Origin of the sequence: Acetobacter musti (genome assembly GCF_011516835.1) — a bacterium.
In the GTDB taxonomy this organism is placed as follows: Bacteria; Pseudomonadota; Alphaproteobacteria; order Acetobacterales; family Acetobacteraceae; genus Acetobacter; species Acetobacter musti.
Genome location: NZ_WOTB01000035.1, coordinates 18,818 through 35,417, shown reverse-complemented (window position 1 = coordinate 35,417; position 16,600 = coordinate 18,818). Strand labels below are relative to the sequence as shown.

The window sequence follows — 16,600 nt, the reverse complement described above, 5'->3', positions numbered from 1 at the left end:
CGGCTATCTTTTCCCGGCAAGAAAAAAATGACGGAAAACACCTGTTTTCCGTCATATACCCTCAGCATCCGACCTTAGCGTATATCTGTGCCCGTTCTATGTACCGACCCCTGTTTAGTTCCGCAGTGACGCGGCGGCTCACCGATCCCGATTTTCAGGGCATCGTGGTGGACCGATCCCTGATGCTGAACGTCGCACTGGCTGTGGTTGTTGTCGCCTTCACCGCCCATGATGCCTATGTCCGCGCGCACCCGCCAAAGCCACTGTATTTTTTCGTGGACGGCCAGAACGCGCCGCGTCCGGCCGTGGCGCTGACAAGTCCGGTGCTCGGCCAGGACCAGCTCCTTGGCTGGGCGGTCAAATGGGCTATCGCGCCGTACAACATCAACTACCGCGATTTCCCAGCCCAGATGAACACGGCAGGGGCTCACTACACTCTCAACGGATGGAACACGTTTGCAAAATCATTCATAACACAAGGAAATCTCTCGAAACTCAAAGAAGCAAAACTACTCTGCTACGCACAACCCACCCGGGCAGCGACGGTGCGTGCGGAAACCGTCGTGCAGGGACATTCGCGCTACGTGGTGCAGTTTCCGTTCATCCAGACCTGCGAAAACGTTAATCAGCAAAACACGCAGATGCTGATGGCAACTGTCACGATTGATCGTGTCGAAGATCTCGATCACCCGGAAGGGCTGGCGATCGAGCAGCTTGTCGTCTCCTCGGGGAGGGAAGGATGACAATGAAATTTCTCCACTTCCTTCCGGTCGCCCTGTTTCTGCTCCCGCCACTCGCATCAGCCCAGGAGGCTCCGCAAACCGGCCCCGCGCGGGTAGCCACCGCCCCGGACCCGGCGCAGGAGGCCGAAGACGACGCGGAACACGATGCCATTCCCTTCACGCCCGAGGAAATTCTTCGTCTCGGCAAGCGGCTGAAGGCCGTCAGCCGGGCGAAAGAACAGGTCAGCACGGAATTTGCGACACCGAATGCCCGTCCGGCGATCCGTGTGTCCTTTGCCCCCGGCCAGCAAACAAGTCTGATCTTTACGACCAAAGGATACCCGACTGCGCTGTCTTTCGTGGACAGCACCGGCCAGCCCTGGCCAGTCGCGTGGAACACGTCCGGCAATTCAGCCAATCCGGACGGAAGCACGAACTGCGCATCCGGAAAGGGGGCCACATCCGGAAATCCCGCTGTAGAAACAACGGGGTTCTACACATGCGTCCCATTCAAAGGGTCCAATACAATCAATATCGAGCCGATTTCGCTCCAGCCGAGGGGCGGCCTTCTCGTCACCCTGCAGGGGGCACCGAAGCCTGTTTCCTTTCTGCTGATCGCAGGGCGTGGATCCTACGATGACAACCTCACAGTCCGGATTTCCGAAGCCGGACCAAATGCGAAGAAACCAGTGGACTCGCGTCCAGGAGCACCCGCAACCGGTGAGCCCTACATGAACGCGATGCTGAGTGGTGTTCCGCCGGCATCGGCGGTGCCACTTGCTGTTGAAGGCATTTCTCCCGACGACGTGCGGGCCTGGCGGATCGGCAATGAAGTCTATCTGCGGACCCGACTTCTGCTCATGACACCCTCCTCAGACAGCATGGAACATGGTGAAGGTGGTTATACCCTCTACGCCTTTCATGAATCTCCAGTGGTCCTTCTCTCCGATGCCGGACGAACAATCTCCGCTCATATCAGGGACGCACAGTGATGAAGCTCAAATTCAGACAAGTCTTCAGCCAGGCGTCTCGCGGTGGAAACCGCCGTCTGTTCGCCATAATCGGGGGTGTAGCCACCCTGCTCGGAATTACGCTGTTCGTTTCGTCCATCCATCACAAGGAACTTCCGCGCTCGGATCCCGGCAGGCCACCGGCAGCCAATCCTCTGCCAGGTGGTCTGAATTCAAACCCACGGCAGCAGGCGCTGCGTGAGGATCAGATCCGGGATGAGGCAAAGCACGCGCAGACATCCGGGCAATCCTATTCGCCGGATATAGCGCCGGGCACCCCAACCCATCCCTCGCATCAGCCTCCTCAGCTTGCCGTAGCTCAGGAGGTTGGCTCGGGAGATGAAGCCGACCCGGCCATGGCGAAGCCCGCAGCTCCCCCCGCTCCCCACGCGCCTTACGTGGTACCGAGCGTGCCTGTCGTGCCCGTGCAGACCGATCCGGGCTTCCGGGCGGCAGTTCCACGTGATCCGCAGCAGCAGAAAGATGCCTTTGCGCGATACAGGCGCGCAATCATGGACCTGTCCGGGCGTCTTAACGGACGCCTCCCGGTCACCGATGTCATGTATGAGCAGGCTGAAATGACGGGCACCCAGAAAAAGGAGGTTGCGGCCGCGCCGGCGCCGTCCTCGGCCGCAACCGCCAATTCACAGCGCACTTCGCCCCGCGTCCTTGTTCCCGCCGGTCGCGGCATCTTTGCTCATACGGTTTCGGCGACAAACAGTGATCTCGGCGGTGAAATCATTCTGGAAGCGGATTCCGGACCGCTCGCCGGGGACAGGATGAAAGCCTCGGTCCGGCGCGCGGGCGGACACCTGAACAGGCTTGTCGTTCACGTCGAACAGGTCTTCCACAAGGCCGAGCCAAAACCCATTGACGTCGACGGCGTGGTGATTGCACCTGATACGATGGAAGCTGCGGTCGCATCCAGCGTAGATCAGCTTTACCTTGAACGGTTTGTTCTGCCTGCTGCGGCTGCATTCGTGCAGGGGCTCGGGCAGGCTATCGAGATGACATCAAACACCACCGGTTCGATCGGGGCGCTGGGTAACGTCAATTACGTGCAGTCACTCAATTTTCCGCAACAGATTGGTGTGGCGGCCGGTGCTGCTGCCTCACAGGTGAACAGCGCTCTGACACAACAGATGCCGACCCAGCCCCGCGTCAATCTCGCAGCGCAGGTCAGCGTCGGGGTGATCTTCATGTCACCTGTTATCGGAACGAAGTAATTTTTGTACGCTGGTCGCATGATGTCGGTGAATTCTCTGTCCTCTCCATCTGAAGGCAGGATTCACCATGACATCAGCCGCCATCGCTCCGACGCCCCGGGATCCGTTCAGCGCGGACAGGGGTATCGGCCCGCTCCCTTTCCGCAAACTCGGCACGGCCCCCGATCCGGACTCTTCATCTGAGCCTGAGGAGACTGGCGAAATCCGGCCCGCCGTTGAACCCGGCACCCCAGAAGCGGCGGAAAAAGCCTCTTCGTCTGCGCGCGTTATCGCCCGTCTCACGGCACTTCCTCGCCGCAAGCAGCTCATGATAGGCGGTGCTACGGCCGTCACGGGCCTGCTCGCCGTATTTCTGTTTGTCAGCCTCTCAGGGCGATCAACGCCTCCAGTCGGGCGGGAGGTTGGTGTTACGCCCGCTTCCGTTCCGCCGGCTCAGATAACGGCCCAGCCGATCAGCAAGCCGCCCCTCGCGACGCCGCAGCCTGCCCAGACCGCTCAGGTCGCACAGCCTCAGGCTGAGAGCGATGATCTGAAGGCGATGCTTGCGATGAAAACACCGCCACATCCGGTGGTCAGAACGCCCGATGCAGCACCGACACCGCCAGCGGCAAGCGCTTCCGCACAAAAGCCTGACGCGACACCTGTGAGAAGCACTCCGGCCGAAGACGCGGTTCATAAGGCGGCACGCCTGCAGGCGGCTCCCATGACGCCTGATGATCAGGTGCAGGTGCTTCAGCTCGTAACGGAAGAAGCCGCCCTTGTGCAGCGGACCCGCAGCGAGATCGAGACCCTGCGGCAGGATCTCGATCGCCTGCGTATTTCGGACACGGCGAAGTCCGCAGATCTGAATCGCCGCATGTCTCTGCTCGAAGCGAAGAAGGCGGTCGCGGATGCCGAGGCCCCTCCCTCGGACGGGCTGGCGGCGACGCGGGCCGCAGCGGAGAAGGCGCGGGCTGCTCTTGAAGCCGCGCTTGCTGAGCCGCATTCGGCAGTGACACCGGCTAAATCTGTGACGGCTGCGCCATCGAACGTTCGGGAGACACCCCTGCCGCCGCCAGCGACATGGATACCGCGCTATCGGATCCTCGCCGCATCGCCCCAGCTTGCCATGGTGCAGGATGACGGGGCACCGGCGGGACAGGCTTCGCAGGCCGAGGTCCAGATCGGCACGGATTTGCGGGGTTATGGCCGCGTCCGCGCCATTGCTCAGCGCGGGACGATTTGGGTGATCCAGGCTGAACACGGAACAATCCAGTAAGGACAAAGCGCCGTGCAAGGTCTGGTCAATCTCGTCAATGATCTCGCGCTCGGCATGGCCTGGCTTCTGCCAATGGCCTGTTACATTGCGGCGTGGATTTCCTTTCTCACAGGAGCCTGGGGCCTGTGGCAGCAACGCCAGCCCCAGAACCCATTCGTCGGCAAGCCCTGGGTGCCGTGGCTCGGCATTGTTCTCTCCGGTGTTTTTGCCGCTTTTGACCGGATCCTCACCAAATCGAGCACTTCGACCGGCCTCGGTACTCAGGTCGCGCTTGGGTCGTCCGTCACCGGTTACACGGACGCAACGGCTGGCAGCGTGATTTCCGGCACCGGACCGCAGGATGCCATTCTGTCAATCGTCAGTGATTTTGCACTGTTTTTTGAAATGTTCGGTGCCTGGGCTGCATTCATGGCAGTTGTCGCGTGGAATGCCTCGGCTACCGGAAAAACAAATCGCTCGAAGCTGAGTTGCCTGCTTCAGTTTATCTTCGGCGTGATTCTGCTCAATCCCGTCAAGGAAGCGACATGGATCCTCAGTCACTGGACAACGTCGAGCTGAAATCACTCTTTTTTTGAAAAAAGCGTTCGAAGTCGCATGTTGGGGCCGGACAAATGCTCCTGAGGGACATGATCCCTCTCTCAATGGAGCCCTGAACATGAACCTCTCTCACGTCAACAAGATGGTGCCGGCGCGGGTGTCGCGTCCGGCACTCGCGCGCAACGGATATGGCCCGCGTGCCCTCGCCGCACTGGGCGCACTCTCTGCCCCGCTTCTCCTCGCCGGTCATGCCTTTGCCCAGACTGCAACGGGCAGCACGAACGGCATCGGCGCGCAGATGCAGGCAACAGCCCAGGAAGGCCTCACGGCGGGCGGATTTGTCGCCGCAGCCGCGATGTATATTGCTGCCTTCATCTGCTTCATCGCTGGTGTCTGGGCGGCATGGCAGAGCCGCAACGAACAGAACCGCAGCCCGGGGAAGGTCGGCATGGCTATTGCAGGCATCGTGCTGTGCGGCCTTTTCGCAACCGGTCCGCAGTGGATCAATAAGGCGGCCAACACGGCGTCGGGTGGTGCAGCGACCGTCGGCACCGAGGCGAAGGCCTATACGTTCACATCCGGCAGCGGCGGCTAAGGAACGGACTGAAATGGCCCGATCCACCTCATCTTTCCGGATGCTGCCGCGCCCCTGGGATCCGTCAGCGCTTCATTCCGGAGAGACGAAGACGGGTCATTTCACCTGTGGCTGCTGCGGCCTTGCCACAGCGGGCCGCAGTTTTTTCTGGAACAACGACAGGCGCGGCTCCGGCCGCGTCTGCGCTGTCTGCGACATCCTGCAAAACCTGACACGCCCGGCAATCGAGTGCGAAGCCGTGCTCGTGTGGTGGCCCGAATTCCCACAGACGCGGATCATGACTCTGACCCGCTGCGCACATCAGACGCTCATCGGAGCACTCGGAGACGATGGAGCCAGTCGAGACACGGCATGGCATCGCATCATCGATGCGATTGCTGCTGGCGCAGATGCTGGCATGATCCCGATGCGCTGCCAGCCCTCTGTTTCTGTCCTGCGCGCACTTCACGCGCGAAGCGGTGAAGCGCGGCGGCGCCTCGAAACGACCTCTCCCCGGCAACTCGCGACGGCTCTGCTGATGGCGAACCGCTCTGAACCGCAGACGGAAGCCAGCATCGCAGGTCTTCTGGAGGGTCTGCGAATCCTTCCTCTCGGCCGTCTTTATGATGGTGCAACCGACATTTATCCGGCGCTGCTCCGGGAATGGACCGGCGCAGTTCCCTCACACTCCACTTTATAACAGGACGATATTGATGGGCGGCATCCTTTCTGGTCTGCTGGCGAGCATCAGCCTCGGGCTGCGCCAGCCCCTGACCTCCTTCTGCGACGTAGAGAGCACACACGGCGAGCATCTCGTCACAAAACGCGGCGAGTATATCTCCATGCTTCGCATAAACGGCCTGCGCCGGATGTGTACCCGCCAGGAAGTGGAGGCTCTGGCTGAACAGCAGCGTATCGAGTTGCAGGGACTCCTGGAAGAGCGCGGTCATGCCATCGTCGGCTGGTACATCTCTGATCCCGAGAGATCAGGCATCGAGATTGACCGCCTCAGTCTTGATGGCTGCCGTTCGATTGCCCGTCAGATTGGCGCTGATCTGACAGACGTGATCGGTGAGAGGCGGCGCCGCTGGCCAAATGTCATGCGCTGGGAAGCCACATACTATGTCCTGTGGACAAGACCCAGCGTTCTGACGCGAGAGGACCGTAAACAGGTCGCTGAGGAGCGCAAAGCCCTCGCCGCCCAGTTCCCGCGTGTCGGAGACAGCCAGCGCTTCGCGGTACGATCAGACATCATGGCCGCCCGGCACGAGTCATTTATCTCGCGTGTGCAGACAACGATGCAGGGTTTTGATATTTCCTGCGAATTCCTCAATCCGCATCAGGCTCTTCAGGTTGCGCGCGAGGCAATCTACCGTGAAACGGCCGGCTCCGCATGGAAGCCGACCCTGCTGGGAGACCGGGTTATGCCGCGTCTTCCGGACGATCTGGACGATCCGAAGCCTCACCCACAAGGCCTGCTCTGGCCCGCCATCCGGGACCAGATTTTCAACGCCGACGCGGAAACGAAAGGCGGCCAGCTCGTCACGGTCGGCGATTACACGTACGCCCCGGTCGATATGGCAATCGGCCCCGAAGATCCACGACCCTTTGCGGAATTGTCCAGCGTGCTCGGGCGTAAACGGTTGCCCTGGCGAAGCGCAATGATTCTTGAAGGAGGCGGTCGTGCCGCATTCGGCTTCAAGGAGGCTGGTGCAGGGTTTCTGGCAATGTTCCCGGGAAACGGCGACATCCGCCGCGCCTTCGCGACGCTCAAGCACGAGCGCCAGAAAAACAACCACAATTCCGTACGAATGAGGATGACGGCCACAACGTGGGCGCCAATCGGGGAAGACGCGAAACTGCGCCGGCAGGCTTCGGATCTCGCTCAGGCAATCGACGCATGGGGCAACAGCAAGACGACGCGCATCTCCGGCGATCCGCTGGAGGCTGCCATGGGGTCTGTCCCCGGCCTCTCGCTCGGTTCCACTGCCACGTCATCGCTTGCGCTGGTCGGTGATGCGTTTGCCATGATGCCCTGGGCGCGCAGTGCGTCACCCTGGCAGAGAGGTTCCATTCTTTTCCGTAAGCCTGATGGGTCAATCTGGCCTTACGATCCGACCGGGGGAGGCCTGCGCCCATCCGTTGTGGACATCATCGTAGCGCCGCCTGGCGGGGGCAAGTCCGTTCTCGCCAACACCATTCTGCTCGGACTGATCCTCAGCAGTGCTGCGATCAGCAGCCACGGAACGAAGCTCCCATTCATCGGCAAGCTCGACATCGGCCCATCCTCGCGTGGTCTCATTGAGATGCTGCGCAATGCGCTCGGTCCCGAGCGTCAGCACGAAGCCGTCTACGTCAAGATGCAGGCGATTCCGGGGTTTGAGGTCAACGTCTTCGATACGCAGGTCGGGCTGGAATATCCGCTGCCGCTTGAGCGCGTTTTCCTGCAGAATTTTATCTCGCTTCTCGCCACGCCCCTGGAAGGTAAGCCGTGGGAGGGCATGGATCATCTGGTGGAGGATGTGGTTGATGAGGCCTATCGGCTTTGCACCGGCGTCCAGGGTGGCGCTCCGAAGATTTATACTCCGGGGATAGAACCTGAGGTCGATGCGGCAATCATGTCACTTGGAATCAGCCTTCCCCATCATGCCGGTGAGGACGAACCGACCTGGTGGCGCGATGTCGTTAATGCCCTTATCGACGTGAAGGAGTATCGTCTCGCTGGCTTCGCGCAGCGTCACGCAGTCCCCATCCTGCAGGATCTTCTGATGGCGGCCCGCAGTCCCGAAATCGAGAAGCGGTATTCAAAGATCACGCTGAAGACTGGTGAAAGTCTGATCGACACGTTCGACCGCTACATCATGAACGTGATCAAGAATTTTCCAATGCTGGCGTCGCCCACAAAGCTTGATATGGGCAATGCGCGCGTAATCGTTCTCGATCTCGCCGAGGTGGCACCCTCAGGTTCGCCGGGAGCGAACCGGCAGACGGCACTGATGTACATGCTTGGCCGCCAGATTCTGGCGCGGAATTTCTTTCTGCACCCCGATTACGCGGATGACCCGAATATGCCCGCGTCCATGCGGGACTATCACCTGGCGCGCTTCACCGAAATGTATGAGACGCTCAAACGTCTCGACTTCGATGAATGGCACCGGACCGAGCCTGCACCTCAGGTAGATCGACAGGCAGTGCGTGACGGTCGCGAAGGTCGAAAGCATAACGTCCAGCTCTGCTTCATTTCGCAGAACCATACTGACTTCAGTGAGGATCTGTACAAGATTTCAACGGCCCGGTGGGTGCTCAAATGTGGCGATCAGGAGACAGCGGACAGCCTCATCAAACGATTCAAGCTGTCTGATGCAAGCGCCTATGTTATCCGGAACGCATTGCCAGGTCCGGGGAAAGATGGAGCCCCGTTCTTCGTGGATATGTCTGCCGGCGAAGCAAAGTATGAGCAGCTCCTGATCAATGTCCTCGGCCCCATTGAACTCTGGTCGTTCTCTACCACCCCGGGGGACACAGCTCTGCGCGCCCGTCTTTACAAACGGATCCACTTCGCGCGTGCCCTGCGGATGCTGGCCACAGTGTTTCCGTCGGGATCAGCAAACAGCGAGATCGAGCGGCGCAAAAGTGAACGCATGAATGATCTCGGTCTTGCGACCGACGAAGCATTCGTGGGGGTTCTCGATGAACTGGCGGACGAAATCATCGAGGGGAAGGGTGTGGCAGCAGGGCTTTATGAAACCCTTCGTGCTATCGATGAAAAGGAAGAATTCTCGATCGCCGCCGAATAAAAAAGGTCGTGTCTCCCAACGGGCGAACGTACACCGGATAAATGCACAAGATGCCCCCAGAGGATCACGGCAAGCTGACGCTTCCACAAGGGAACCTGATAAGGCTCATTGTTCCATCGCTTCGATGTTGACCAGCACCCGTCTGAGCAGTGTCACAAGCGTGTTGATTTCGTCCGAGGTCAGACCCTTTGTCATATCGGCATTACCTTGACGCAATACCGCGCGGCCGGCCGGCAACCGCTCAAGCGCCGTCTTCGTCAGCGAGATCAGGCTCGAGCGCCTGTCATTCGGATCTGGCGTGCGCCGGATCAGGCCGTCGCGTTCCATGCGGGACAGCATCTGGGCCATGGTTGGTTGTTCAACTTTCGCCCAGTGTGCCAACTGTTTCTGTGAGAGCTGCGCGCCATCTTTGAGTGCGGTTAGGATCGGTAGTTGCGCCGTGGCCAATCCCAGATCGCGTAGCCGCGCATCGCCGACCCGGCTCAGGCCCCGGGCGATACGGCTGAAATAGTGGCCTGGCTGGCTCAAGGGATCCCACTCGTTGTTGCTCATTGCATAGGTCCCTATGTTATTATATATAGGTGCCTATATAACTGCAGGGCGCTGACATGGCAATGAATCGGATCGCGATCATCGGAGGTGGTCCGGGAGGCTTGATGCTTGCCCGGCTGTTGCAACGCTACGGCCGATCTCCCATGGTCTTCGAGCGGGATTCCCACGCTGACGAGCGCCCGCAGGGCGGCTCTCTCGATCTGCACAGTCGGACCGGCCAGTACGCGATGCGGCGGGCGGGTCTGGAAAGCAGGTTTGCCGCGGCCGCGCGGCCGGAGAATCAGGGCGACCGGCTCTACGATGCCGACGGCACCCTGTTGTTCGATCGTGACGAGCCCACGGATGACCGGCCTGAAATCGATCGAACGGCCTTACGTAAGATTCTCCTGGAATCGCTTCTGCCCGATACGATCCGCTGGGGATGTCGTGTCGCAGGGATCACTCCCGACGATGACGGTTTCGTGCTGGCTGGCGACGGCTGGACTGAACGGTTCGACGTCGTGATAGGGGCAGACGGTGCCTGGTCGAGTGTCCGTCCGCTGCTTAGCGACGCCAGGCCGGCCTATGAGGGAGTCACGTTGGTCGAGTTCGGCTTTGATGTCGCCAGGCATCCCGCGATCGACAGGTTGACTGGCAGCGGAAAGATGTTCGCGGTCGGCTACAACCGTGCCGTGATTACGCAACGGAACGGGTTTGGACATATTCGAGGTTATGTGGGCCTTCGTTTGGCTGAAGCCACGGCAAGAGAATGGCAGGCATCGTCCCCCGAGCGGCTACGACAGGCTCTGCGAGCGTCCTTCACTGGATGGGCGCCGATGTTGAGAGAGGTGATTGAGACTGGTGATGTGATCGATGTCCGGCCGCTTTATGCGTTACCTGTCGGGCATCAATGGCAAAGCCGGGCGGGTCTTACGCTGCTGGGCGACGCGGCGCATCTGATGTCTCCCTTCTCGGGTGAAGGCGTGAACCTCGCACTTGCCGACGCAGTCGACCTGGCGGAGGCACTGACCTCAAACGATGGCTGGACGTCCGTCACACTATATGAAGGAGCGATATTCGGGCGTGCCGCGACGGCGGCCAAAGGAGCTGCACAGGGGCTGAACGGCGCCTTCTCACCTGAGGGCGTTGCACCGGTCCTGAAACATTATCGCACGCGCGTCACCGATGCATGACGCGCGAATCAACCTTCCATTTCCGTAAGGCGCATCCTCGGAAAATAGTGGTGGTTAGCGCTTGCTTACATACCTGACTTCTTTCTGATGCCGGATCATCAGGACTGTGACGCGCTCTCCGTCATAATGATAGCGGGCGACGTACCCGCCTGATCCGAACTCGATAAGCCATTCGCGAAATTCGTCGGGCAGACCATCAATCAGCTTTCCGAGACGGGGTTGCTCCTCAAGAGTCCGGAGACTTTGTCTGATGGTCCGGGCTGCCTTACGAGCCGCTGCCGGACTGTTCGAACTGAGAAAATCATGCAGCCGCTGCAGATCCCTGATTGAAGCAGACGAAAAAACTACCTGCGGCATGCGGGAGCAGGCTTCTCATTTTCAGTGCCCCAGCTTTCAAGCCAGGTATCGACGTCGGCTGCAGGAACATGCAGTCCCGTGTCCCGGTATTCTTCCCAGGCTTTCAGGATGTCGCGCCGCAGCGTTTCCCGCTGCTCCTCCCGTTCGACATATTCGGCTATCGCTTCCCGCATGATCCAGTGCGCCGACCGACGTTTCGCATCGGCCAGACTCTCAACACGGTTTTTCAGATCATCATCGAGTTTGATCGATTTTACCGCTGCCACGCCAGCCTCCTGACCTTCGGGTACTACCTTTCGATACTACGCTTTTCCAGCCTTCTCTGTCCATGAGAGAAAAAATCACATCGGTCGTGTCTTTTCCATCTCAGGTCGCAAGATGCCATCCGAAGCTTCTCCTCACTATCCGGAGAAGCCCATGAAACGCCCTCTGCTCATTTTCCTTCTGCCCGTCGCCCTCAGCGCCTGCGCCGGGAAGCTGCCGCCGCCTTCACCCGTCGCGACAACGGGCATGGCCAGTCCCGAACTGGCGCTGCAGCGATCAATCGCAGCGACCACCACCGATCTGCGGGACCTCGGGAATATACGTCCGAGACCGCTGGCGGCATCAGCCACGTCTGTGCCGCTTCCGGATGATCTGACCCGTCGTATCTGGTTTGCCTGGAATGGCCCGCTCGGGGACGCCGTCACGAAACTCGGCCACGAGATCGGCTACACCGTGACCATCACCGGCCGCACCCGCACGCTCCGCGTCACGACCAACAGCGTCGCTCCCGTCGTGGACATCCTGCGCACCCTGGGCGACGAAGCCGGTGATCAGGCCACGGTCTCCGTCGATCCGCTCCGTCACGCAATCACGGTGGCCTGGCATGCGTAAAATCATACTCCTTCTGTCCCCAGCCCTGATAGCCATCGCGACAGACCGCGTGGCTCATGCGAGCCCGACCACGGCCGGCAAGGTCGTGGTCGAAGAAGGCCGGCACGTCGTGTTGCCCAACCCGTCTCCGTCTCTCCCACTTGCCCCAAGCGGCACGCTTGTCCCGATGCCGATGCCGCCTCAGCCGGGCGCTGACCAGGTCGATCAGGCAGACCCGGCTCTCGCCAATCCGATCAACAAACCCGTGACGGGTGCAGCCACACTGGATGAGGTGGTCGGCGGCGAGGCACCGCCCTCACTCGAAGCACTTCAGAATGCGCGGCCCAATGACGAGCCCGGCGATGACCTGAAACCCGGCAGGGGCGCCCAGCTCCGGGAAGCCGCGCATACTTACGGCGCACAGGGCGGGCTTGCCGCCCGGGCCTTTGCGATCAATGAAATGCTGCGCCGATACGAAGACACCCTCGACGCGACCTATGATTTCCGATCCATCGTACTCCCGGTCGGTGGCGGCCAGGCGCTGATGCAGCCCCCGATCGTCACCGAAGCACAGATGGCTTTTGCACTGAACGATACCGGCCAGGTCGCGCATGAGACGGAATGCGTCTTCGAGATCACCCGCGAGGCGCAGCTCACCTCGGCACCGCCCAACTGGCGCACCTATCTGGTCCGGACGTGGGGAAAGCCGTACCATCCCGTCGCGGCCGTGCTACCCCAGACAAAGGCCGAAGTAACACACTGGAACCAGTGGGTCGCCGAAGGCTGGGCGGACGGAGAAAAGCAGGCGACCGAGATCTTCCTTTCCGATCTGTCCCGTCTGCAGCGCGATATTACCGGAATGGCCCGTTACCGGGTTCTGCTCAATGCCGGCCGTGTCGAAGAACCACGTGTGGTCTTCGAGCATCAGGACGCCGTGGGCGGTGGCGACACACTGCACCTGAACGACCGCACCATCCGGATCACCAGCCAGCCCGGCCTGCAGGGCCATATCCGGCGGCGTAATGATTACGGGTATCCGGAGCAGTGCCGATGAATGTCATTGCTCCCATCGTGACAGAAGATCGCTGGCCAGACGAAGGCAAAAAGGAATTCGCCTGGGTGGAAGAGCGGCGTCGCAGTGCGCCGGGTCTCGACTCTCTTCTTCGCTGGGCGCACAGCCTCGGCGCGTCACGCATCGACATCAAGACCGGACACCTTGTGACGATCAAGGTCCATGGTGTGATCCGCCTGGCGACCCGGAAAGCAACGGACTCCCTCACTCTGGCCGACATCGTCGGGCATGTTTACGCGTCGGACGGCATGGCCATGCTGGGCGTCGGCCATATTCTCGACACAGCCTACAGCGTAGCGCTGGATCGCAAGGTGAATCTGCGCTTCCGCATGAACCTTACCCCGATTTCGGTAAAGCGCGGGGCAGGTGTTCACATCATCATGCGTCCAATTCCCGCGCGCCCGGCCAGTCTCGATCAGCAAATGGTCGAGCAGGAGATACGCGACACCAACAAGCTCAAGAGCGGCATGGTGCTGTTCGGCGGCGCGACAGGTTCGGGCAAAACGACGCTTCAATTCGGGCTCGCCATCGAAAAACTTATGGACCCGACTGTATATTGCGACATGGCGACCGGTGAGGAGCCGATTGAGTTCCTGCTGGATGATCTGCGTCCGCCATCCGGTTCAAAGATCAGCCAGACCGAAATGCGACCGCCCACCATGACGCTGCCATCCTTCACCCGCAGCCTGACACGACGGGAAATGACGGATGCCATCATCGTGGAATCACGCGACGGGGACACCATGACGGCCGCCATCAACATCGCGATGATGGGAGGCATCCTCGGAACAACGATCCACGCCGACAGCGTCTCACTGATGATCCAGCGGGCGATTGCGCTGTGCCCGCCCTCGGAACGTGACAATCTCGTCTCGGCTCTGGCTCAGGCGCTGCGCTTCTGCATCAACCAGCGCCTTGTGCCCCGCAAGGGCGGTGGCCGGATTGCAATCCGGGAATTCCTGACCTTCGACCGCGATCTCCGTCGCAAGCTGACCCGCACCGAACCGACGGACTGGCCCGATGTGGTGTCCGATGCAGTCGAGGCGCAGGGCCAGTCCTTCGGCCAGGCCATCCGCAAACTGCTCGAAGCCGATCTGATCACCGAAGACACCGCTTTTGCGGAAGAAAGGAGAGATGCCTGATGTGGCGCGCTACGGCCTACCCCGTGCGGGTATTCATTCTGGATGCCCGCAGCTGCTTTCCCATTCTCATTGCGGTCACGCACTGGAGCCTGACCACGCTGATGATCGCGATCTTCGGTGTCGTGTTCTTCGGCACCATCTCGTTCTTCGGGCTGACACTGCCGGCCGCGATCCGCTCCATGCGTCGCTTTCTCATCGGTCCGGTGCGCACCGCTCTGCCGACGTGGCGCAGGAGGCGGTATTCATGAGCACAATCAGTCTCCCGGCCATCAGTGCGGCACTGGCGCGTCTGCTGGCCGAGACCAGCAAGCCGGTCGAGCTTGTTGATCGAAAGACCGGGAACCGGATTGCCGTGCCCGCAGAGGACGCGGCGCATCCGGACGCCTACCTGCCGGTCTTCCTGGTCAGCGCGGAAGCGCTATGGCTGGAGCTGACCGGCACCGGCTTTGATCTCGATGTCCGGCCGACGCCTGCGAGTTCCCTTGGCTATGCGGTGCGCGACGTCCGCGCGGGCTCCTTCACCGTGATCATGCTGTGTCTGATCGACGTGACATTGCGCCTCGCAGAGATGGAAGATGCGCTGGTCCTGAATCATCTGATCGATTTCTGGGGCGAAGCCCACGGGCGGATCTCCGATGTCGCACCGGCCCTGCAGGGGGCAACATGAGCCCCCGGATCGCTCTGGCGGTGGTCGCCGCCCTGTCCTTTTTCTCCGTCAGCCCAGCCGCTTACGCCCAGAGCGCCGAAGAGAATGGTCGGCAGATAGCCGCCTGCCTCAACGCCTCAGCAAAAAATGCAGGCGTACCGCGCGGCGTCCTGCTTGTCCTGCTCTATGTCGAGGATGGGCGTCCCGGAATGGTCAGCCCGAACAGCAACGGCACAGCGGATCTCGGCCCGATGCAGGTCAACACGGCATGGGCCGATCGTATCGCCCGGCGCTGGCACAGCACGCATGAGCGGGCATACGCAGCCCTGCGCGACAGCTCCTGCGCCAATATAGAGGCCGGCGCGTGGATCCTGGGCCAGGCGATGCAGGAGACACGAGGCGATTTGTGGCAGGCCGTGGCCTTCTATCACTCGCACACGCCCCGTTACGGCGAGGCATATCTCCGGCGCTTCTATGACATCACGCAGAGATTGATGACCAGAATCCGGAAAGGGGAACGCTCATGAGCACCAGCCGTGTCCCGTGGTCATCGAGCGATGACTATCTGCTCTTCTCCTCGATCATCATTATCGTCGGGGTTTCGCTGTTCAGCTACATGGCATGGAGCATGTGGCATACCGAGATCAGCGCTTTCTATCTGCGGGCGATGATCGGGCAGATCAGTCTCTTGCACACGTCAGATCCGGATTTGCTGCGATTGAAGTTCCAGCTTCAGGCAGCGCAATATCGTCCGGATCTCGTTCGGGCGGTCCAGCTCTATTACGGTCTGGCGATCCTCGGAAATGCCGTAAAGTGGCCAGTGGCCATTCTGATTGCAGGTATGGGCGGTCTGTGCATGTGGCGTGCCGCACCCAGCCGCTTTGCAAAGGCTCTTGATCTCGAAGGACTGATCGCCGTCCAGGCCGAAATGTTTCCGACGCTGAAAGGCTTCGTCCGCCGCCGTCTGGACAAGCTCGTTACGCCCGCCGACGGTGCACCGCTCCCGGCAGATCCGGCGCTCACCCGCGCCGAATGGGGAGCCCGCTTCGCAGTCGATGCGCAGGGAAACTACAGCGAGGTCGGGGCACTCGATGCTTTCACCCGGCAGCTCGGACGGCACTGGTCCGGAGTCAGTGCGGCGTCACCTGTCGAGCAGGTGCTGCTGGTCGCCTTTGCGATGCACTATCTCCAGAAGCGCCAGGAAGCCCTTGCCCTGCTCGGAGACCTGTCGACCAGTCTGGCCGATGCAGGACTTGATGGTCCGCATGGTCCTCTCGTCCCGCTCACCGTGCCGGATACCGTTCTGCAAAGTGCCCGGTCGGCCCTGAAAAACGGGGAAATCGCAAACTGCATCGAGACGGTCTGCGAGCGTAGTGGCTGGACCGTAACCGCTCTCATGACCCTGCTGCACGAGGCCCGTCGGCGCGCCGGCGTGCTGGCGCCCCCTTCTTTCGCCATCGTGAAGCTGATCGACCGGCCGCTCTGGTACGCACTGCACGCTCTCGGCTTTCCCTCGGAAATTGCCGCCGAGGATCTCCATCCCAACCCGCGCATCGAGGCGGCGGGTGCCAGGGCGCACTGGGACGAAGAGCGGCGGTATCAGCGTCCAATCTACACACCTGCCCTCGAAAGCGCGCTCGCCATTCTGCGCCCCACCCCCGAAGCATAAGGACGTCCGTC

19 protein-coding genes are annotated in these 16,600 nt (G+C 60.9%); 16 read left to right on the top strand and 3 right to left on the bottom strand.

The features are described 5' to 3' along the window. The 8 genes from GOB93_RS17855 to GOB93_RS17820 all read left to right on the top strand — a co-directional run. A partial coding sequence (locus GOB93_RS17855; protein ID WP_338422411.1) for a DotI/IcmL/TraM family protein occupies positions 1-743 on the top strand: 743 nt, incomplete at its 5' end. Then, positions 740-1,714: a DotH/IcmK family type IV secretion protein gene (locus GOB93_RS17850; RefSeq protein ID WP_173584811.1), complete on the top strand. Its 975-nt coding sequence runs from the start codon at positions 740-742 to the stop codon at positions 1,712-1,714. The genes GOB93_RS17855 and GOB93_RS17850, both read left to right, overlap by 4 nt. Next, positions 1,714-2,958, top strand: a complete 1,245-nt coding sequence (locus tag GOB93_RS17845) for a DotG/IcmE/VirB10 family protein (protein ID WP_173584810.1) — start codon at positions 1,714-1,716, stop codon at positions 2,956-2,958. Before GOB93_RS17850 ends, GOB93_RS17845 begins: the two co-directional genes overlap by 1 nt. Positions 2,959-3,025: 67 nt before the next feature. Next, positions 3,026-4,216 carry a hypothetical protein gene (locus tag GOB93_RS17840; RefSeq protein WP_242010889.1) on the top strand — a complete coding sequence of 397 codons (1,191 nt, stop codon included), beginning with the start codon at positions 3,026-3,028 and terminating at the stop codon, positions 4,214-4,216. Between the two features lie 12 nt (positions 4,217-4,228). Continuing rightward, positions 4,229-4,774, top strand: a complete 546-nt coding sequence (locus GOB93_RS17835; protein WP_146891983.1) for a hypothetical protein — start codon at positions 4,229-4,231, stop codon at positions 4,772-4,774. Positions 4,775-4,871: 97 nt separating this feature from the next. Continuing rightward, entirely contained in the window at positions 4,872-5,348 is a 477-nt protein-coding gene (locus tag GOB93_RS17830; protein ID WP_173584809.1) for a hypothetical protein, read from the top strand. A gap of 13 nt (positions 5,349-5,361) precedes the next feature. Beyond that, the gene (locus tag GOB93_RS17825; protein WP_173584808.1) at positions 5,362-6,027 is read left to right on the top strand and encodes a hypothetical protein; all 666 of its coding nucleotides are present in this window, start codon (positions 5,362-5,364) and stop codon (positions 6,025-6,027) included. A 13-nt stretch (positions 6,028-6,040) separates the two neighbouring features. Further along, entirely contained in the window at positions 6,041-9,124 is a 3,084-nt protein-coding gene (locus GOB93_RS17820; RefSeq protein WP_173584807.1) for an ATP-binding protein, read from the top strand. 105 nt (positions 9,125-9,229) lie between these two features. Here the strand turns inward: GOB93_RS17820 and GOB93_RS17815 are convergent, their stop codons facing one another. Next, complete coding sequence (locus GOB93_RS17815) at positions 9,230-9,676, bottom strand: MarR family winged helix-turn-helix transcriptional regulator (protein WP_173584806.1); 447 nt, start codon at positions 9,674-9,676, stop codon at positions 9,230-9,232. A 56-nt stretch (positions 9,677-9,732) separates the two neighbouring features. Between GOB93_RS17815 and GOB93_RS17810 the strand changes: the two genes are divergently transcribed. Further along, entirely contained in the window at positions 9,733-10,848 is a 1,116-nt protein-coding gene (locus GOB93_RS17810) for an FAD-dependent oxidoreductase (RefSeq protein WP_173584805.1), read from the top strand. 54 nt (positions 10,849-10,902) lie between these two features. Here GOB93_RS17810 and GOB93_RS17805 read toward each other — a convergent pair whose 3' ends face one another. Continuing rightward, positions 10,903-11,205 (bottom strand): type II toxin-antitoxin system RelE/ParE family toxin, encoded by a 303-nt coding sequence (locus GOB93_RS17805; RefSeq protein ID WP_173584804.1) that lies wholly within the window; start codon positions 11,203-11,205, stop codon positions 10,903-10,905. After that, positions 11,193-11,471, bottom strand: coding sequence for a ribbon-helix-helix protein, CopG family (locus tag GOB93_RS17800; protein WP_173584803.1), 279 nt, complete (start codon positions 11,469-11,471; stop codon positions 11,193-11,195). The genes GOB93_RS17805 and GOB93_RS17800 overlap by 13 nt, the downstream gene beginning before the upstream one ends. Positions 11,472-11,622: 151 nt before the next feature. On the opposite strand from GOB93_RS17800, the gene GOB93_RS17795 reads away from it, so the two are divergent. From GOB93_RS17795 to GOB93_RS17765, 7 genes are read left to right on the top strand one after another with little or no spacing between them, the layout of a single operon-like run. Continuing rightward, positions 11,623-12,081, top strand: a complete 459-nt coding sequence (locus GOB93_RS17795) for a DotD/TraH family lipoprotein (protein ID WP_173584802.1) — start codon at positions 11,623-11,625, stop codon at positions 12,079-12,081. Then, positions 12,074-13,114 (top strand): type IV secretion system DotC family protein, encoded by a 1,041-nt coding sequence (locus GOB93_RS17790; protein WP_173584801.1) that lies wholly within the window; start codon positions 12,074-12,076, stop codon positions 13,112-13,114. The genes GOB93_RS17795 and GOB93_RS17790 overlap by 8 nt, the downstream gene beginning before the upstream one ends. Beyond that, on the top strand, positions 13,111-14,274 hold the full coding sequence (locus GOB93_RS17785) for a type IV pilus twitching motility protein PilT (protein ID WP_173584800.1): 1,164 nt from the start codon (positions 13,111-13,113) through the stop codon (positions 14,272-14,274). Before GOB93_RS17790 ends, GOB93_RS17785 begins: the two co-directional genes overlap by 4 nt. Continuing rightward, a complete protein-coding gene (gene icmT / locus GOB93_RS17780) occupies positions 14,274-14,522 on the top strand; it encodes an IcmT/TraK family protein (protein WP_173574904.1) in 249 nt (82 codons plus the stop codon). Before GOB93_RS17785 ends, icmT begins: the two co-directional genes overlap by 1 nt. Continuing rightward, entirely contained in the window at positions 14,519-14,941 is a 423-nt protein-coding gene (locus GOB93_RS17775; RefSeq protein WP_173574903.1) for a hypothetical protein, read from the top strand. Before icmT ends, GOB93_RS17775 begins: the two co-directional genes overlap by 4 nt. Continuing rightward, entirely contained in the window at positions 14,938-15,447 is a 510-nt protein-coding gene (locus GOB93_RS17770; protein ID WP_173584799.1) for a lytic transglycosylase domain-containing protein, read from the top strand. Before GOB93_RS17775 ends, GOB93_RS17770 begins: the two co-directional genes overlap by 4 nt. Then, positions 15,444-16,589, top strand: a complete 1,146-nt coding sequence (locus GOB93_RS17765; RefSeq protein ID WP_173584798.1) for a secretion/conjugation apparatus DotM-related subunit — start codon at positions 15,444-15,446, stop codon at positions 16,587-16,589. The genes GOB93_RS17770 and GOB93_RS17765 overlap by 4 nt, the downstream gene beginning before the upstream one ends. Positions 16,590-16,600: the final 11 nt, after the last annotated feature.